General features: G+C 47.2%; 17 protein-coding genes. 11 read left to right on the top strand and 6 right to left on the bottom strand.

Going from position 1 to position 17,280, the window contains the following annotated elements; all coding sequences use genetic code 11:
• Positions 1–321 precede the first annotated feature (321 nt).
• From ACUVJL_RS07100 to ACUVJL_RS07090, 3 genes are all read left to right on the top strand, one after another.
• Positions 322–5,793 carry an nSTAND1 domain-containing NTPase gene (locus ACUVJL_RS07100; protein WP_445245210.1) on the top strand — a complete coding sequence of 1,824 codons (5,472 nt, stop codon included), beginning with the start codon at positions 322–324 and terminating at the stop codon, positions 5,791–5,793.
• Positions 5,794–6,196: 403 nt separating this feature from the next.
• The gene (locus ACUVJL_RS07095) at positions 6,197–7,003 is read left to right on the top strand and encodes a TPM domain-containing protein (protein ID WP_445245209.1); all 807 of its coding nucleotides are present in this window, start codon (positions 6,197–6,199) and stop codon (positions 7,001–7,003) included.
• A 330-nt stretch (positions 7,004–7,333) separates the two neighbouring features.
• On the top strand, positions 7,334–7,957 hold the full coding sequence (locus ACUVJL_RS07090) for a precorrin-8X methylmutase (protein WP_445245208.1): 624 nt from the start codon (positions 7,334–7,336) through the stop codon (positions 7,955–7,957).
• A gap of 18 nt (positions 7,958–7,975) precedes the next feature.
• Here the strand turns inward: ACUVJL_RS07090 and ACUVJL_RS07085 are convergent, their stop codons facing one another.
• From ACUVJL_RS07085 to ACUVJL_RS07070, 4 genes are all read right to left on the bottom strand, one after another.
• Entirely contained in the window at positions 7,976–8,125 is a 150-nt protein-coding gene (locus ACUVJL_RS07085; protein ID WP_445245225.1) for a hypothetical protein, read from the bottom strand.
• Positions 8,107–8,412, bottom strand: a complete 306-nt coding sequence (locus tag ACUVJL_RS07080) for a DUF2442 domain-containing protein (protein ID WP_445245207.1) — start codon at positions 8,410–8,412, stop codon at positions 8,107–8,109. Before ACUVJL_RS07080 ends, ACUVJL_RS07085 begins: the two co-directional genes overlap by 19 nt.
• A complete protein-coding gene (locus ACUVJL_RS07075; protein ID WP_445245224.1) occupies positions 8,402–8,566 on the bottom strand; it encodes a DUF4160 domain-containing protein in 165 nt (54 codons plus the stop codon). Before ACUVJL_RS07075 ends, ACUVJL_RS07080 begins: the two co-directional genes overlap by 11 nt.
• 140 nt (positions 8,567–8,706) lie before the next feature.
• The gene (locus ACUVJL_RS07070) at positions 8,707–9,420 is read right to left on the bottom strand and encodes a phosphate ABC transporter permease (protein ID WP_445245206.1); all 714 of its coding nucleotides are present in this window, start codon (positions 9,418–9,420) and stop codon (positions 8,707–8,709) included.
• Positions 9,421–9,691: 271 nt separating this feature from the next.
• Between ACUVJL_RS07070 and ACUVJL_RS07065 the strand changes: the two genes are divergently transcribed.
• Positions 9,692–9,817, top strand: a complete 126-nt coding sequence (locus ACUVJL_RS07065; protein WP_445245205.1) for a hypothetical protein — start codon at positions 9,692–9,694, stop codon at positions 9,815–9,817.
• Between the two features lie 169 nt (positions 9,818–9,986).
• On the opposite strand, the gene dapB is transcribed toward ACUVJL_RS07065, so the two are convergent.
• Positions 9,987–10,814, bottom strand: coding sequence for a 4-hydroxy-tetrahydrodipicolinate reductase (dapB, locus tag ACUVJL_RS07060; RefSeq protein WP_445245204.1), 828 nt, complete (start codon positions 10,812–10,814; stop codon positions 9,987–9,989).
• Between the two features lie 339 nt (positions 10,815–11,153).
• Here dapB and ACUVJL_RS07055 point away from each other — a divergent pair, with 339 nt between their 5' ends.
• From ACUVJL_RS07055 to ACUVJL_RS07040, 4 genes are all read left to right on the top strand, one after another.
• Positions 11,154–12,365 carry an RNA-guided endonuclease InsQ/TnpB family protein gene (locus ACUVJL_RS07055; protein WP_445245203.1) on the top strand — a complete coding sequence of 404 codons (1,212 nt, stop codon included), beginning with the start codon at positions 11,154–11,156 and terminating at the stop codon, positions 12,363–12,365.
• Positions 12,366–12,491: 126 nt separating this feature from the next.
• Positions 12,492–15,014 (top strand): EAL domain-containing protein, encoded by a 2,523-nt coding sequence (locus tag ACUVJL_RS07050; RefSeq protein ID WP_445245202.1) that lies wholly within the window; start codon positions 12,492–12,494, stop codon positions 15,012–15,014.
• A 116-nt stretch (positions 15,015–15,130) separates the two neighbouring features.
• On the top strand, positions 15,131–15,472 hold the full coding sequence (locus tag ACUVJL_RS07045) for a DUF6883 domain-containing protein (RefSeq protein ID WP_332954813.1): 342 nt from the start codon (positions 15,131–15,133) through the stop codon (positions 15,470–15,472).
• Positions 15,473–15,480: 8 nt separating this feature from the next.
• Positions 15,481–15,786: a DUF4926 domain-containing protein gene (locus ACUVJL_RS07040; protein WP_445245201.1), complete on the top strand. Its 306-nt coding sequence runs from the start codon at positions 15,481–15,483 to the stop codon at positions 15,784–15,786.
• A 138-nt stretch (positions 15,787–15,924) separates the two neighbouring features.
• Here ACUVJL_RS07040 and ACUVJL_RS07035 read toward each other — a convergent pair whose 3' ends face one another.
• Positions 15,925–16,233, bottom strand: a complete 309-nt coding sequence (locus tag ACUVJL_RS07035) for a hypothetical protein (protein WP_445245200.1) — start codon at positions 16,231–16,233, stop codon at positions 15,925–15,927.
• Positions 16,234–16,303: 70 nt separating this feature from the next.
• Between ACUVJL_RS07035 and ACUVJL_RS07030 the strand changes: the two genes are divergently transcribed.
• From ACUVJL_RS07030 to ACUVJL_RS07020, 3 genes are all read left to right on the top strand, one after another.
• Positions 16,304–16,522 (top strand): hypothetical protein, encoded by a 219-nt coding sequence (locus ACUVJL_RS07030; protein ID WP_445245199.1) that lies wholly within the window; start codon positions 16,304–16,306, stop codon positions 16,520–16,522.
• Positions 16,523–16,584: 62 nt separating this feature from the next.
• A complete protein-coding gene (locus ACUVJL_RS07025) occupies positions 16,585–16,833 on the top strand; it encodes a DUF4160 domain-containing protein (protein WP_445245198.1) in 249 nt (82 codons plus the stop codon).
• A 13-nt stretch (positions 16,834–16,846) separates the two neighbouring features.
• Complete coding sequence (locus tag ACUVJL_RS07020) at positions 16,847–17,170, top strand: DUF2442 domain-containing protein (RefSeq protein WP_445245197.1); 324 nt, start codon at positions 16,847–16,849, stop codon at positions 17,168–17,170.
• Positions 17,171–17,280: the final 110 nt, after the last annotated feature.

Genomic DNA, 17,280 nt, shown 5'->3' with positions numbered 1-17,280 from the left:
TACTAATAGCTAGTCGTCGGTATTATCATAAATTTAGCGGTTGGCTATTTAGGGCCTGTAGTAATTTATCTGTAGCTGACTAAAAATTTTATTAGGCGGGCTTAAATTTTCTTGTGATCTCTCGCATTCTCTGAGATTGAGAGGTATGATATCTTTACATTGGAGCTAATAACTATGTAAGTATTGATACCAGAAGTAGGAAAAACTACGTATTTCTAAAGATACAAAGCCTCCAATAGAGACGCGTATCTCTGTAGAAATACCCTTTCTGTCACGATTGGCGAGGGTTAGGTAATTGATTTATGCAAAAGAGGTGCACGCATGACAGATCTAATTAAGGTTCAAGAAACTGCCAACTACAACGAGCGATCGCTCAAAACTCTGGTAAGATCCATCGCCATGTCTCAACAGCAATTCTCGCTAATTTTGGTGCGCTGCAACTACGAGCAGTTGCGGCAGCAAATAGCGCAGCGGCTGCGAGAAGCGTCCCCAGTTCCAATTCAAGATATCGTCCTGCCAGCTTCAGTCAAAACCCTCTACACTACCCTGCTCTCAAGCACTTTCCTGGAGGGGTATTCGCCTGTCGATTCCGCCTCGGCTTTGATGGTATTCGGTTTAGAAACAGTAGTAGCAATCGACGAACTGATGGCCTCTACCAATCAAGTGCGAGACGAATTTCGCAAAAATTTTTCCTGCCCGGTGATTTTGTGGGTAACAGATGAGATCGTGACCAAAATGATTCGTCTGGCCCCGGATTTCAAAAGTTGGGCCGCCGCCACAATTAAATTTGAAATGGCCGTTGACGAATTAATTAATTTCCTCGCTGGGCGAGCCGATACTATATTTAAAGTAGGCGAACTCAATCAAGAACTCGGCAGCAGCACCGTCGGCGCCCTCGCTAGTTTTGGAACCGGCCTTCCAAGGTGCGAAAAAGGCGCCCTGGAGCGCGAAATGGGTTCCGGAGAACGCTTTCTCACCTTTGACACTCAACGCCAAAACGGACGACAATCAGATGTCCACTCCTATTCGCCCTTGAGTCCGGGCAATACCCTCGATTTGGCGATCGGCTCTTTGCCACGCCGAGAACTAGAATTAGCTTTAAGAGATTTACAAAATCGCGGTCAAGAATTAGAACCCGCCCTCAAAGCCAGCCTGCAATTCGTTCTCGGTCGAGATTACTACGTCAGCGACCAAACCGAAACTGCCTTAATTCATTACAAAGAAAGTTTAGCATTTTGGCAGCAGCAAACCGGCAACTTGGAACTGGCCAACTTGGAACAGGGCGAAAACCCACAAACCTTGTCTTCCTTGTCGAATCCTGTCCCCAATATTTTATTTTTAGAGAGAGAAGGCATAGTGCTGTTTCACATAGCCCTGTGTCACCGTTTGCAAGCAGCCAGAAATCCGGTAGCCAACCGCCAGCACTGGGAACAAGCTTTGATTAGCCTCGAACAATCTAGAAACGCTTTCTCCCTTGCCTCACGCCTCGAATTGGTAGCTGAGGTGACAGCACACCTCGGAGAAGTGCTGCAGCGCCTGAAAGCTTGGGGAGAGTTGCAAGCATTAGCTGAAAATTCTTTGCAGCTGCACTTCACTTACGGTACTCCCAGCCAACTAGCTCAAGATTACGGATTTTTGGCTGAAGTTGCCCTGCAAGAGTCGAGGTGGAGTCAAGCCCGCCAACTAGCCGAGTTGGCTTTGGCGATTTTGGATCAAACACCTAATGATTTGAGATTGCTGATTGAAGATTTGAGATTGGGGTTTGAGGGAAATTATCCAGAATTTGTCGGCACTAACGAGTCAAGTAACGAACTCAAATCTAAAATCCAACATCCCAAATCCGACAGGAGTTCGTATCTTTTACTTTTAGCCCGAAGTTTGCGGCAGCTAGGCCAGTGGGAAGCGGCGGTTCATTCTTTGGAGTTGGCTCAATCTCAAAGCGAGCCGAAGTACGACCCCCGACTTTACATCGATATTTTGACGGAACTGCAAGCGGTTTATTTCGAGCAAGGAGAGTATCTTAAAGCGTTTCGGATTAAAAAAACCCAGCGGTCGATCGAATATCAATACGGATTTAGAGCTTTTATCGGAGCCAGCCAATTGCAGCAGCAGCGACAAGCCGTCAATCCTTCGGGTCCCTCAGCTCAAAATCAAGCCGCGATCGCAGCGTCCATGACAGCTTACTCGCGCCAAACAGATATCAATAGCTTGCTAGAAAGAATTAGCAGGGACGACCATAAATTAACTATTATTCACGGGCCCAGCGGCGTCGGAAAAAGTTCTCTAGTCAATGCTGGCTTAGTACCAGCTTTGAAAAATATTACTCCGGGCGCCCGCGATACATTGCCCGTAGTAGTCAAAGTTTACACCGACTGGCTGGTCGAGTTAGAAAATGCTTTGAATGGCGCACTGTACGAAAAACAAGCCGAGGAGGAAAGTAAATTAATCTCCAAAGGAGTACAGGAAATCCACAAAAGAAGTGGCTCGGTTATTCCTGCTCGTAGCTCGGAAGTCTCTTCTTTTATTCTAGAGCAGTTGCGCGAAAATGCCACAAATAATTTGTTGACTGTGCTGATTTTCGATCAATTTGAAGAGTTTTTCTTTGTTTCTACTTCAGTGGCACAAAGACAACTTTTTTATAAATTTTTGCGCTTGTTTTTGAATGTGCCTTATGTTAAGGTAATTTTGTGTTTGCGTGAAGATTATTTACACTACTTACTAGATTGCGATCGCTTCCCAAATCTTGACGCTATTAACAATAATATTCTCGACAAAAGCATCCGCTACCAACTGCGCAGTTTTTCTATCAAAGACGCGCGGGCTGTCATCGGACACTTAACGGAACGGGCGGAATTTTATTTAGAGCCGGCACTGATCGATGCCTTCGTGGAAGATTTAGCAGACGAACTGCAAGAAGTGCGACCTATCGAATTGCAGGTAGTGGGAGCGCAATTGCAAGAAGAAGGTATTACCAGTCTCGCACAATACCAGCAATTGGGGGACAATCCCAAAGCGGAATTAGTGAAGCGATCGCTCGAAAGAGTCATCTCTGACTGCGGACTCGTTAACGAAGACGCAGCTTGGAAAATCTTGTTTTCCCTGACAGATGAAAGAGGCGTTCGGCTGATAAAAACCAAACACGAACTCTCATTAGTTACAGGCCAGCAGCCAGCCGATGCCTGCGAAACCGAATTATCGGCGATCGGCAGCATCGGCAGAATTTCTCTACAGCGACAGTTGGCAAAAGACCCAGAAAGCCGACAAAAGAAAACCGACAACCTCGACTTAATTTTAGACATTTTAGTCGGTCACGGTTTGCTATTTCTGCTGCGGGAAGCCCCAGAAGACCGCTATCAATTGGTACATGACTATTTAGTGCGGCCGATCCGCCAAAGATTCGGCTTAGAAGCCAGACTGCACAAAGCAGAAGCGGACAAAAAGATGAGTCAAGCACAGCTCTACCGAGCCAATACTTTTCTCAAACAACTGCTGGGATTAGCAGTGATCGGCGTACTGCTGCTAACGAGTTCCACGATCGCCGCCGTAAACTTTTGGTGGCGGGCTGTGGGTCAAAAACAGCTAGCTGTGGCTCAAACTCAGCGAGCCGAAATCAGTACCCTCACAGCAGCTTCTGAAGCACTTTATTTCTCAAACAACAAATTTGACGCCATGATGGAAAGTTTGAGAGCTGGTAAAAAGTGGAGGCAGCTCGAACACTCCCAACAAATGTATACTCTCAAAGACACGGAAATTCTGATTTCTGCCGCCCTCCAGCAGGCCGTTTATGGAGTCAAAGAACGCAACCGCTTAGAGGGACACGGTGATGTAGTTTGGGGTCTTAGTTTCAGTCCAGACGGCGAAACAATAGCTTCTTCCAGTGTAGATAAAACCGTCAAACTTTGGCGGCGCGACGGCAGTTTGCTGGCAACTTTCAAAGGCCACACTGACAGCGTCTCCTGTGTCGCGTTCAGTCCGGACAACAAAACCATAGCCTCGGCAAGTTTAGATAAAACCGTCAAAATTTGGCAAAGAGACGGCAGTTTGCTGGCAACTTTAAAAGGGCATACTAATAGCGTTACCAGCGTTGCTTTTAGCCCTGATGGTCAAACGATCGCTAGTGCATCTAGAGACAAAACTATCAAACTTTGGAAAACCGACGGCACGCTGCTGCGAACGATCGAACAATTTGCTCCCGTAAATTGGCTCAGCTTCAGCCGCGACGGCAAAATAATCGCTGTGGCGAGCGATGACGGTAGTGTGAAACTATGGAGTTCTGACGGTAAGTTAATCGCTAATTTGTGGCACAGCGAAAACAGACAACCCTCGAAAATTTACGCCGTCAGTTTCTCCCCCGATGGTGAAACGATCGCCAGTGGGGGTGAAGACACAACGGTAAAAATCTGGAGCATCGCTGCACTAAAACACCCAGCAACACAAAATTCAACACAGGCGCGGGACGGCGAACTGCTAGCAACTTTGCGGGGACACAGCAAGTGGGTATTTGGTGTCAGTTTCTCAAACGACGGTCAAACACTTGCTTCTGGAAGTGCAGACGGGACTGTCAAACTCTGGAATCTGGCTGGTGTTGGCGACAAACGCCCAACAGATGCTAGCAACATTAAACCGGAGAGTCGCTTGCTGAGAACTTTTGAGGGACACGCCGATCGAGTTACTCAGGTGAGTTTTAGCCCGGAAGGCAAAACCTTGGCTTCGGCAAGTTTTGACAAAACTATCAGGCTGTGGCGGCTCGATGACGTACCGCTCAAAACCCTCGACGGACACCAAAACCGGGTGCAAAGCGTTACTTTCAGCCCCGACGGCCAAAGGCTGGCTTCTGCTTCTACGGACAAAACTATCAAAATCTGGAGCCGCACGGGTGTTTTGCTCGAAACCTTGGAAGGACACACTCAGAGAGTCGCCAGCGTCAGCTTCAGCCCCGATGGCCAGCTAATTGCTTCTGGGAGTTACGACAAAACGGTGAAAATCTGGAGTTTGAAAGAAGATGGCATGAATAATATTCTGCCTTGTCCTTCGGCTCCCCTGTTCCCGTGTTCGCCTTCTGTGCTGTTGACTCTCGACGGCCACGCTGACAGCGTGATGAGCGTGAGTTTTAGTCCTGACAGCGAGATTCTCGCTTCGGCGAGCAAGGACAAGACTGTTAAACTCTGGACGAGAAACGGCAGGTTGATTAAGACTTTGACGGGACACCAAGGCTGGGTGACAGGGGTGACTTTCAGTCCCGACGGCTCGATGCTGGCTTCTGCAAGCGATGACGGTACTGTAAAACTCTGGAATCGGGACGGTCGTTTGCTGAAAACTTTTGAAGGGGCTCACAACAGTTTTGTGTTGGGGGTTGCTTTTAGCCCTGACGGCAAAATGCTGGCTTCGGCGGGTTACGACAATTCGGTGAAATTGTGGAAGGTGGACGGGACTTTGGTGGCGACGCTGCTCAAGGGTTCTAGCGACAGCGTGACTAGCGTTGCTTTTAGTCCGGATGGTTTGTTGGTTGCTTCGGGCAGTTACGATCATAAGGTGAAGCTGTGGAGTCGCAGCGGGACTTTGCTAAAAACTTTGACGGGTCACAAGGATAGCGTGATGAGCGTGAGTTTTAGCCCGGATGGGAAGGTTCTGGCTTCTGCTGGCCGGGATAATCGGGTGATTTTGTGGAATTTGGATCTTGACGATTTGCTGGTGAGGGGCTGCGACTGGGTGGGCGATTATCTGAGAACTAATCCTAATGTCAGCCATCGCGATCGGCGTCTCTGTGACGGGGTTGGGGCAAAACCAAATTGATTTTCGATTTTCGATTTTCGATTTTCGATTGAGGGATATCGATTTTAGATTTTCGATTTTCGATTTTCGATTGAGGGATATCGATTTTAGATTTTCGATTTTCGATTTTCGATTGAGGGATGCAGTTGATTTTCGATTTTCGATGTTACTCACCCCCTTGAGGAGCTCGATCGCTAATTTCTCCCCCCTTCCCCCTCTCCCCTCTCCCCCTCTCCCCCTCTCCCCCTTCCCCCTCTCCCCCTCCCCCTCTCCCCTTCCCCCTTTCTCAAAAACTATTTTTTCCTTCCCCTTGCTCTCCCCTTCCTGTAAAGTAAATAATTGTAAAGAAATATGAGTTTTCTCTGATCCTTTGGTTAAGACCGCCAGCTAGTATTCACAATTAAGACCCGGATTACAAGTTCCTATGTCACAGCTTTTCCCGCGAAAATTTCTAGCCTCTGTTGCCGCATTTTTTCTGGCTTTGTCGGTGTGGACGATCGCACCGGAGGCTCACGCTTTCAACAATCCCGATTTGTTGCCGTCAACTCAGACGCCGATCATTGATTTAGCTAAAGCCCTCACGGATATTGAAGAAGAGGGTTTGGCAAAAAATTTAAAGACCTTTGAAGCCGAAACCGGCTGGAAACTGCGAGTGCTGACTCAGTACGATCGCACGCCGGGTTTGGCTGTCAAAAGCTATTGGGGGCTAGATGACAAGAGTGTGTTATTAGTTGCTGACCCCCGAGGGGGCAATTTGCTCAATTTTAATGTGGGCGACTCGCTGTATCCGCTGCTGCCGCGCACTTTTTGGGTGGAACTGCAAACCCGCTACGGTAATCAATTTTTTGTGCGGGACAATGGCGAAGATCGAGCGATTATTGAATCTTTGGAGTCGATAGAAGGCTGTTTGCGTCAGGGCGGCTGTCGCGTGGTTCCCGGTTTGCCGAGGGAACAGTGGGTTCTGACGTTAATTACGTCGGTGGTTGGCGGCGTCATCTGCGGGTTTGCGGCTCAGCCTCGGAAACCGGGACAGGTTGTGGCTTGGCAGTGGGCGCTGATTTTTTCGCCGCTGTGGGGCATTCTGTTTTTCGCTTTCGGACTTGGGCCGGTGGTGACTCGGACTTCTGACTGGTTACCTGTGGTCCGGAATGTGGCCGGTTTTGCGATCGGAGCTTTGGCGGCATTCCTGACTCCGGTGCTGGGCAAATCTTCTTCGTCGTCGGAAACTTAGCAGTGCGATCGTCGCTGGCTGAGCGCTCGACCCTGACGGGGGGCGCTGGCTGCCGAGAAACCAGTGCGATCGTCTCTGCTGTTCAGTTTTGGACGCGCTGCGACTCTTAAAAACCGGGTTTTTCACCTTGGAGGCTGGCTGTAACGAAGTATTGCTGTGAAAAAACCAAGGTGATCGGCCCCGCGCGCAAGTCTTGAGATTATTTGTTGGCAGTCCAAATGGACCAAAAACCTGCTCCTAACAAATAACTAATAACTAATGACTAATGACTAATCACTAAAAACTGGTAAGCTGATACCTGACAACTCACTGGCGACAGCTATCCAACAAATGGAATGGCACGTAAGCGATGCCCAGAGTCTGGGATTAATTGATAGCGAAATTGGCGACCACGGTTTTTCAGCGGCGGAGTACGAAATAGTCCGCCGTGTGATTTATGCGACTGCTGATTTTGAGTACAAGTCTTTAATTAGTTTTTCCGATCAGGCTTTGCAAGCCGGGGCGGCTGCTTTGGCTGCTCGGACTACGATCGTGGTAGATGTGCCGATGGTGCAGGTGGGCATTACGCCCTTGATCCAAAGTACCTTTGCGAATCCGGTTTACTGTTCGATGGAGGCTTTGACACGCCCCCAAAAGGAAAGGACGCGGGCGGCTTGGGGGATTGAAACTTTGGCAAGACGCTATCCTGAGGGGATTTTTGTGGTGGGCCAGGCTCAAACTGCTTTGTCGGCGATCGTAGATTTGATTGAATCTGAGGAAATTCGACCGGCTTTGGTGATTGGGAGTCCTTCTGGGTTTGTCGGGGTTGACGTGGCTAAGTCGCGGCTGCACGATTCGATGATTCCTCACATTCGGATTGAGGGCCGCAAGGGATCTGCGGTGGTGGCTGTCGCTATTGTTAACGGGCTGGTCGATTTGGCTTGGCAAGCTTACGGCCAAGAGCGAAACAGTTGATCGAGAAGTCAGCAGTCATTAGTCATTAGTTATTAGTCGTTCGGGATTATTTTGAGCAGTGTTGCGGTTAATTAACCAACGTTCAAGCGAGCGTTGACTTTCATTGCTACGTCTGCCAGCTAGCAAACCCTCAACCTCAATGTGTTCATCTAAATCAGTCCATTTAATGGCATAACCGTCTCCAAGTAGCTGCCAATTATATCATTTCCGGTTACACCGGAATGATGTTGACGGTTGACGGTTGACGGTTGACAGTGAACAGTCAACAGTGAACTCGAATTTACTATTCCGAGGCTAACGGATTTGATATTATGTCTTTCCTCCGGGGAACCGTGCCACAAACGGGGATACCAAGCTAAGGGAACACTCAAAGTGCGACCATCAGCTAAGTCCACAATCACTTTTTCGTCTGTCACCGTGACTTTAATCACAAGGGGTTCTGTTTCAAGGATCAAAGTAGTCCTCCCAAGCCTCCAACAATGTTTGTTCTTGTTCCTCTACAAGATGAGCTATCTGGTTTAATTCATGTTCTTTGAAGCCTCGATTTTTTTCTAGAGATACAGGATTAATCCAAAATTTAGCAAGTTGCCGATATCGCTTAACATGAATGTGGGCGGGTTAGCCTCGATCGGAACTAAAAAAGATGAAACTGTAGGGGCCAACCTGAAGAACCGTAGGCATTAGGAGCTATAAGAGTGAATTTTGTCCTAAGTTTAACTTGCGATCTCTCTTAATCGCTATTATCCATATTAATAATCAGCTGGCGATCGCCTTCTAGTTCCTCTACTTTGATTATCGCGCTCGCGCCCTTTTTTCTGTCTACCTTTTTTAATCTGTTGGCTCATCTCGACAAACAAATCTCTGCGTAAATAAGGATAGTCGCTCACCCACACGTCGCGGCTGGGAATATAAATATCTGAAACTTTGGCAATTCTGCCTAAATCTTCTTGATTTGACATAATTAACATTAAAGCAGCTTGGCCCGGGACAATTCCTTGGTGTTCTTTCCGCAAGGGAGCTCGAAGTGTAGTGGTAAATCCGGTTTTGTCGCCTACTTCTAAGTTGATGCGTGGTTCTAGGTTGTCAACTATTACGAGTTGTCCTTTTTGATTGACTGTTTCTTCTTGACTTGTGACTTCATCTGTGATGTATATATCCAAAACTCGTCCTTGCCAAAAACCGCAGTATTGATATTTGCGACATTCTGCATTCCGCAAACTCGCCCACAAAATCGGTCCCCACAGCCAGTACAAACCAGCTATCAATCCGGTGATTAAAACTAGCGGTCCGACATCCGAACCTGCGAAGTTGTAGAGGACCAGGAGTAAAACTACGCTGACGGCAGAGATTAACATTCGCCTCAAAAAATCGGGCGGTTTTCCCCAGGTATATTTGTATTGCGCTCCCGTGGCGACGGCGGGAATTAGTTCTTGAAAGGTTTCGCGGGTTAAGGGAAGTAGCATAGGAAGTTCGGCAACAGATTTTGTAACGGATGCAACTGATGTCTGTTCGGCAGGGGATTCTATAAGCGTTGTAACTCATAGGTTGGACTATTGTCAATTAACCTTTTATGAACAGGCAAGATGCCTGTTCCACAAAATATAAATTTTCTTGTGGAACAGGCATCTTGCCTGTTGCTCACAATGGTGCAAGAGTCTGTTCGGCAGGGGATTCTATAAGGGTTGTAACTCATATGTTGGACCCTTGTCAATTAACCTTTTATGAACAGGCAAGATGCCTGTTCCACAAAATATAAATTTTCTTGTGGAACAGGCATCTTGCTTGTTGCTGACAATGGTGCAAGATATCAGTTGTAACGGATTTAAGGGATTGAGGTTGAAGTCAGAAATCAGAAGTTAGAAGTCAGAAGTTAGAAGTTAGATTGATTCTACATTACCAATGACTAATGACTAATGACTAATGACTAATGACTAATGACTAATGACTAATGACTAATGACTAATGACTAATGACCAATGACGAATGACTAATGACTAATGACCAATGACGAATGACGAATGACGAATGACTACAATATCTTTTCCAGGCCGTAAACGAGCGATCGCAGTTCCAGGACTTTGCGTACAGACAGCAATACTCCGGGCATATAACAAGCGCGATCGCTCGTATCGTGTCGTAAAGTATAAACTTGACCGGCGCCGCCAAAAATTACCTCTTGGTGGGCAATTAAACCGGGTAAACGGATGCTGTGAATGCGAATCCCTTCATCGGCCACTGAACCCCGAGCTCCGGCTAATTTTTCGGTTTCTTCAACTTCAGGCACATTGAAAGTTTTTCCCATTTCTGCTAACATTTGGGCAGTTTGAATCGCCGTGCCGCTGGGAGCGTCGGCTTTTTGATTGTGATGCAGTTCGATAATTTCTACGTGTTCAAAATACTGAGATGCCGTGACGGCGGCTTGTTGGAGCAACACCATGCCGATCGAGAAATTCGGTATGATCAAACAACCGATGCTCGCTTTATCAGCGAATTCAGCTAGTTTTTCAATTTGCTTGCTGCTCAATCCGGTAGTGCCGACTACTGGGCGAACCCCGTAAGCTATGGCCGATCGCACGTTTTCATAAACAGACGAAGGGTGCGTAAAATCTACCATCACTCCTAACTGCTTTTCCTGAGATGCTAATACCAGCATTCCTTGCAAGTCGTCAGTGATGGGAACTTCTAAGGGGCCGCATCCGGCTAATTCCCCGGCATCGGCGTTGAGGAACTCAGGAGAGCGGTCTACAGCCCCAAATAAGGTCATGTCACTAGCATGGGCGATCGCCTTAATTACTTCGCGGCCCATCTTGCCTGCTGCACCGTTAACAATCACCGGAATCGGAAGTTGATTCGCCATAATCTCAAAAATATCCTGAAAGTTCGATCGACTAAATTTTAACGCTTGTGGGAATTTGGGGAAACAAGGAATGAAAGACAGGATTTGTCGGCAAATCTTCAGAAACCCGGTTCCCATCCGAGAAATACTTTGCCAAATCGAGTTATTAGCTTAAAGAAACTCGGTTGCGGCACAAGTTCTGAAAAAATTATCAAAAAATTGGGTTTAAAACCCCGTCCTTCTAGAACGGCTTTCTCCTAATGTAGGGGATACGACACGTAATTGTAAAGCTTTGTGAACAAGTTTAGCGATGTTAAGCTAGCGCTGCTAGCATAAGAGTATCGTGATTAGGTCGAAGTCATGCTAGTTTTTGAATTCAAAGCATACGGTAAAAAGCAGCAATTAGATGCTATAGATGAAGCCATTAGAACAGTGCAGTTCATCCGCAACAAAGCATTGCGCTTTTGGATGGACAACCAAAAAGTCGATAAATACGACTTAAATAAGTACAGCGCTGTTTTAGCTAAAGAATTCCCGTTTTGCGATGACTTGAACAGCATGGCTCGGCAATCTAGCTCAGAAAGAGCGTGGTCGGCAATCTCCCGATTCTACGATAACTGTAAAAAGAAAATTCCGGGAAAAAAGGGATTTCCGCAGTTCCAGAAAGACAACCGCTCTGTCGAATATAAGACAACCGGATGGCGGATGGCAACCGACCGGAAATCTCTCACTTTTACCGACAAGAAAGGAATCGGGAAACTCAAACTAAAAGGGACGCGCGACTTACATTTTTATCAGCTCCGTCAAATCAAGCGAGTACGCTTAGTAAAGCGAGCAGACGGATATTTCGTCCAGTTTTGCGTTCAAGTTGACCGCTTTGAAAAGATTGAGGTCACAGGCAATGCCATTGGATTAGACGTGGGGCTCAAAGAGTTCTACACAGACTCAAATGGCGTTGCCGTCGAAAATCCGCGATTTCTTCGCAAGGGAGAGCGCAGGTTAAAGAAAGCCCAAAGACGAGTTTCAAAACGAGTCAAGGGTTCGCAGAACAGAAAAAAAGCTAGAGTGATTTTAGGAAAACGCCACCTCAAAATAAGTAGACAGCGTAAAGATTTTGCCGTGAAATTGGCAAGATGCGTCATCCAGTCAAACGACTGTGTAGCCTACGAAGATTTGAGGATTAAAAATATGGTGAAGAATCACTGTTTAGCCAAATCGATTAACGACGCATCTTGGTATATGTTCCGAAAATGGATGGAATATTTCGGTAAAGTATTCGGAAGGATTACGATTGCCGTGCCAGCCAATGGAACAAGTCAAGAATGTTCTAGCTGCGGGAAAGTTGTTAAGAAAAGTCTATCAACGCGAACCCACGCTTGTCAGTGCGGATGCACCCTTGATAGAGATTGGAACGCCGCTAGAAATATCCTGAGTCGGGGATTAAGTACGGTGGGGCACACCGGAACTTGGATCTTAGATCCGAACGCTTGTGGAGAATTGACCGCTACCGATGTTGAAGCAATTCTGCATCGGCAAGTCGATTCTGCGAAACAAGAATCCCCTCGGCTTTAGCCAGGGGAGTGTCAAATTCAATCTCATATTAAGCCCTATTCTGTAAGAACAGACTTGTGCGAAGCGAATTTGCACCGATATATTCTTGCTGTGACTGCCCAATTCTCTCGAAATCTTCGATATGTAATGTCTGTCGCAACTGGCCTCAACCTGAGTTCTCAAAACCGAGGGGTCTGGATTTTGCCTGCAATGCTTGCGGGCGCGACTGTAACACTGCTGAATATGGGAGTTCGGCAGTTGGGAGGTATGCAAAGCTGGGAATTGGGGAGTTTTGACTCGTTAGTGCGCTTGCAGCCCGATTCCGGCCCCGATCGGCGGCTGCTGGTAGTGGCAATTTCTGAGGCCGATATTCAAGCTTTGGGGAGATTTCCGATTTCCGACAAGGCGATCGCTCAAACCTTGACAAAACTGCAAAAGTATCAGCCAAAAGTCATCGGTTTGGACTTGTACCGGGATTTGCCTCAACAACCGGGAAACCAAGAATTGCTGACTCAACTGAAAGCACCGAATGTGGTGGGGATTAACAAATTGAGCGATTCAGATAGTCCGGGAGTGCCTGCGCCTCCGGGGATACCACCCGATCGAGTCGGTTTTAACGACTTGGTGCTCGATGGTGACGGCGTTGTGCGCCGCCATTTGCTTTCAGTCTCCCAAGCAGAGAAGAATACTGCTTTCTCGTTTTCTGTGCAAGTGGCTTTGCTGTATTTCAAAGACAGAGTGCAGCCGAAAAATAGCCCTGTTCATCCCCACCAAATCAACTGGGGAAAGGCAGAATTTGTACCTTTAACTTCTGACAGCGGCGGCTATGCAAATCTCGACGCCAGAGGCTACCAAATTCTGCTCAAATACCGTTCTGCCAAGGAGGTGGCGCGACAAGTCAGTATCAGGCAGGTATTGAATGGGGAAATTGACCCAAGGTGGGTTAAGGACAAGATTGTGTTGATCGGGACGACGGCACCCAGTACCAGAGATTTGTTTTTGACGCCCTACAGCCCCGCCCAGGAGCAAAGTCCGAAAATGCCGGGGGTGCTGGTGCACGCGCAAATGCTGAGCCAAATATTGAGTGCGGTTGTGGATGGGCGATCGCTGTTTTGGGTGTGGCCAGAATGGGCGGAAATTTGGTGGAACGCTGCTTGGGCGGTGGTTGGGGGGATTGTGGCTTGGCGGATTCAGCACCCTGCGAGGGCGGGATTGGTTGGGGGTGTGGCGTTGATGGGTTTGTTGGGGATTAGTTTTGGGATTTTTACTGGCGGTGGGTGGGTGCCGCTGGTGTCGCCGGCTTTGGGTTTGGTGGTGACTGGTGTGGGTGTCAGCGCTTACAGGAAGCTTTACGATGCTTTTCACGATTCTCTGACGGGTTTGCCCAACCGGGATTTGTTCGTGAATTTCTTGGGGCGGGCGATCGCCCATACTAGGGGCCGCCCCAGCTATCGGTTTGCGGTGCTGTTTCTGGATTTAGACAGGTTTAAGGTGATTAATGATTCTTTGGGTCATTTGGCGGGGGACGAACTGCTGATTTCGGTGGTGCTGCGGTTGAGGGCAAGTATTGGTGCTGCGGATACTGTGGCGCGGGTGGGGGGTGACCATTTTGCGATTTTGGTGAGGAATATTAATGTTGACAGTGCGGTGGATTTGGCCGATCGCATTCACCAAGCTTTAATTGTGCCTTTTGAGTTGAAGGGGCAGGAGGTGTTTGTGACGGCCAGCATCGGGATTGCCCTGGGGGGCGAACCCGCTGCTACTGTCAGGGAACAGCCGGAACACTTGCTGCGGGATGCCCACACGGCGATGTACCGGGCGAAGGCTTTGGGAACGGGAAGGTATCAGGTGTTTAATGCTTCGATGCACGCTGTGGCGGTGGAGAGGTTGCAGTTGGAGACTGATTTGCGGCTGGCCCTCAAGCGTCGGGAGTTTGTGCTGCACTACCAGCCGTTTGTATCTTTTGCAAGCGGGAGGATTATTGGGTTTGAGGCTTTGGTACGCTGGCTACACCCGGTGCGGGGTTTGATTGCGCCGATGAAGTTTATTCCGGTGGCTGAGGAAACGGGGGCAATTGTGCCGCTGGGTGAGTGGGTGCTGGAGGAGGCTTGCCGGCAGTTGCGGCTGTGGCAGGGAATGTTTGATTTTGATCCACCTTTGATTATGAGTGTAAATTTATCTGGGAAGCAGTTTGCTCAGCCGGATTTGGTCGATCGCCTGAAGGCGATTTTGGGAACAACGGGTTTGAAAGCTGAGAGTTTGAAGTTGGAGATTACTGAGAGTGTGGTGATGGATGATGTGGAGTCGGCGATCGCGGTTTTGAAGCAGATGAAAGGGTTAAATGTCAAGTTGGGAATTGATGATTTTGGCACTGGTTATTCGTCGTTGAGTTATTTGAGTCGGTTTCCTACGGATACTTTGAAGGTTGATAAGTCGTTTGTGGGGCGAATGGAGACCGAAAGCGAGGGGGAGAATGTGGCGATCGTGCGGACTATTGTGGCGCTGGCTCACGCTTTGAGTATGGATGTGATTGCTGAGGGTGTGGAGACGGCGGCACAATTAGCTAAGTTGAGGTCGATCGGCTGCGAATACGGTCAGGGTTATTTTTTTGCTAAGCCGTTACCGAGCGAGGCTGCGACTGCTTTGATGGCTTCAGGGCCACAGTGGTAGTTGTTAGTTATTGGTTATTGGTTATTGTAAGTTAGAGCTAAAATTGAAAGTCGATCGGGTTCCCAAAACAGCTCTTTAATCTGTTAGATGCTAAAATTAGTGTTATGTAAACAAACATGAAGCTGAAAGAACTTGTCAGCCATCTCGTTATCGATCCTCGAAAATTAACAGAGTATGCTCTTAATGTAGATAATCCAGTCGGTAGCGATAAAGCTGTAATATTTCAGCGTCGTTTAGGATTTAGCCAAGAAAACTATGAATTGCTGTTAGCACAGATTTCAGCTAAAACTCTTGATGCTGAAGCAGTTTTAGGACTAAATGACAAACACGGACAGCGCTATACTGTAGACTTGGAAATTGTGGGCGCACAGGGACAGCAGGGGATTGTCCGTACAGGTTGGATCGTAGAACCGGGTAGTAATGGGGCGAGACTGGTAACACTATTCGTTCGGAGGTAAGCACGATCGTGCCAGAATTATTTGATGTAGTCGAATTGTTAGTAACATTGCCTGAATCTAATTTGCACCAGGGTGTTAGAGGGGCAATTGTAGATTGTTATGATGATGGAAATTACGAGGTAGAATTTAGCGATCGCTCGGGCGAAACGATAGCTTTGTGTACTCTGTCTACGGAGCAGTTTTTAGTTGTTTGGAAGTCGAAAGAAAGGCGTTGGTTGTCTGTATCTGAGCTATTAGCTGCGATGGTTGGACGTTTGTCAGACGAACGTCAGATACAAGTTTTAGAGTTTGCGCGTTCTTTGTCTGGGAGATAGCGAGTTTTTGTGAGGGCGATCGCTTATATCAAAAAGACGATCTTTCTCTGGCCAAAAGGGCGATCGCCTATATGACACTAGCTTTTGCTGAGTTCCGATTGCGTAATCTACTTTAATTAACACTGCTTACCGCTGCAATTAACCACATCCTAAGATGTGCTTAATGCCTTCGACTACAGCCGCTACAGCCGCGATATCTAAAAGTCCCTGAAATGGAACTATTATCGAACCCAAGCTAGCACTGATTCCCAAAATAGCCATAACCTTCGCCGCAGCAGTGCCTACTGAAGCAATTGTCACTGTTGGCAGACCAGCCGTAGAGGCAAAGGTTAAAAGTCCCCCTAGTAAAGCTAGGATAGCGATTAAGTCTAACGGCCCGACAGTATGGCAAGAGTTAGTTTGTGCTAGTAGCAATTGAGTAAATTCCAAGGGAATTAAGATAGACATTTGATTTTTTTTAAACTTACTTCTATAAAAATAAAGTATACACAGTAAACTGTCAACTGTTCATCGAAAAATGTGTTTTATCTTTCGGACTAGCTCCTACTTTTTTGCCTCAACCTCATTTCTCCGCGAGGGGTTCAAGGGCGATCGCACTTTCAAGTATGCGAAGAAAAGCGATCGAGCGATAGCTCTTCCCCTCTTAACAAAGCGATCGCCCTTCGCCCGTGAAAAAGTCGTAAAGGGCGATCGACCTTTCGATGCCAAAAGTGCGATCGCTGGAAATCCGATCTAAAATGTGATTGTGCCCGCGAGCTCGGCTACAATAATCCTCATATCGTAGTTTAGAAAAGCTTTATGCCAGAAGTTGCACGATTTTACGGAATAATTATCAAAATTTTCTTTGGAGATCATCCACCGCCTCATTTTCACGCAGTTTACGGTGAGTATAATGCTTTGAGCGGCATTGAATCTTTAGAAATTATTGAAGGAGATTTACCGAATCGGGCTCAAAAGCTGGTAATAGAATGGGCTACCTTGTACCAGAAAGAACTGCTGAATATGTGGAATAGTCAAGAGTTTAGTAAACTTCCGCCATTAAAATAACTGTGATTGTTTTATGAAACCTGAGCGCATTGTTTCTGCTAAAGCTATTGACGATCGCACCTTGATGGTCAAGTTTACCAATCTTGAAATCAAGAAATATAACATCTCTAAGTTATTAGACAATCCGATGTTTGCAATGTTAAGCAATCCTGGCTTTTTCAGAAATTTTAAAATTGAACCTGGTGGTTATGCACTGGTTTGGAATGAAGATATCGATATCAGTGAATATGAACTTTGGCAGAATGGAGTCAGTTGCACGGATGAGGAAATTGAGCAATACATTGAATCTATTCATAATTCGTTCGGAGGAAAGCACGATCGTGCCAGAATTATTTGATGTAGTCGAATTGTTAGTAACATTGCCTGAATCTAATTTGCACCAGGGTGTTATATCATGTCCGGTCGATTACCCTGATTCCTGTAAGGGCGGGTTCACCAATAATATTT

The organism is Microcoleus sp. OTE_8_concoct_300 (assembly GCF_031383065.1).
GTDB lineage: Bacteria > Cyanobacteriota > Cyanobacteriia > Cyanobacteriales > Microcoleaceae > Microcoleus.
Note: the sequence above shows the minus strand (reverse complement) of the source record. Positions and strands in the feature narration are given on the sequence as shown.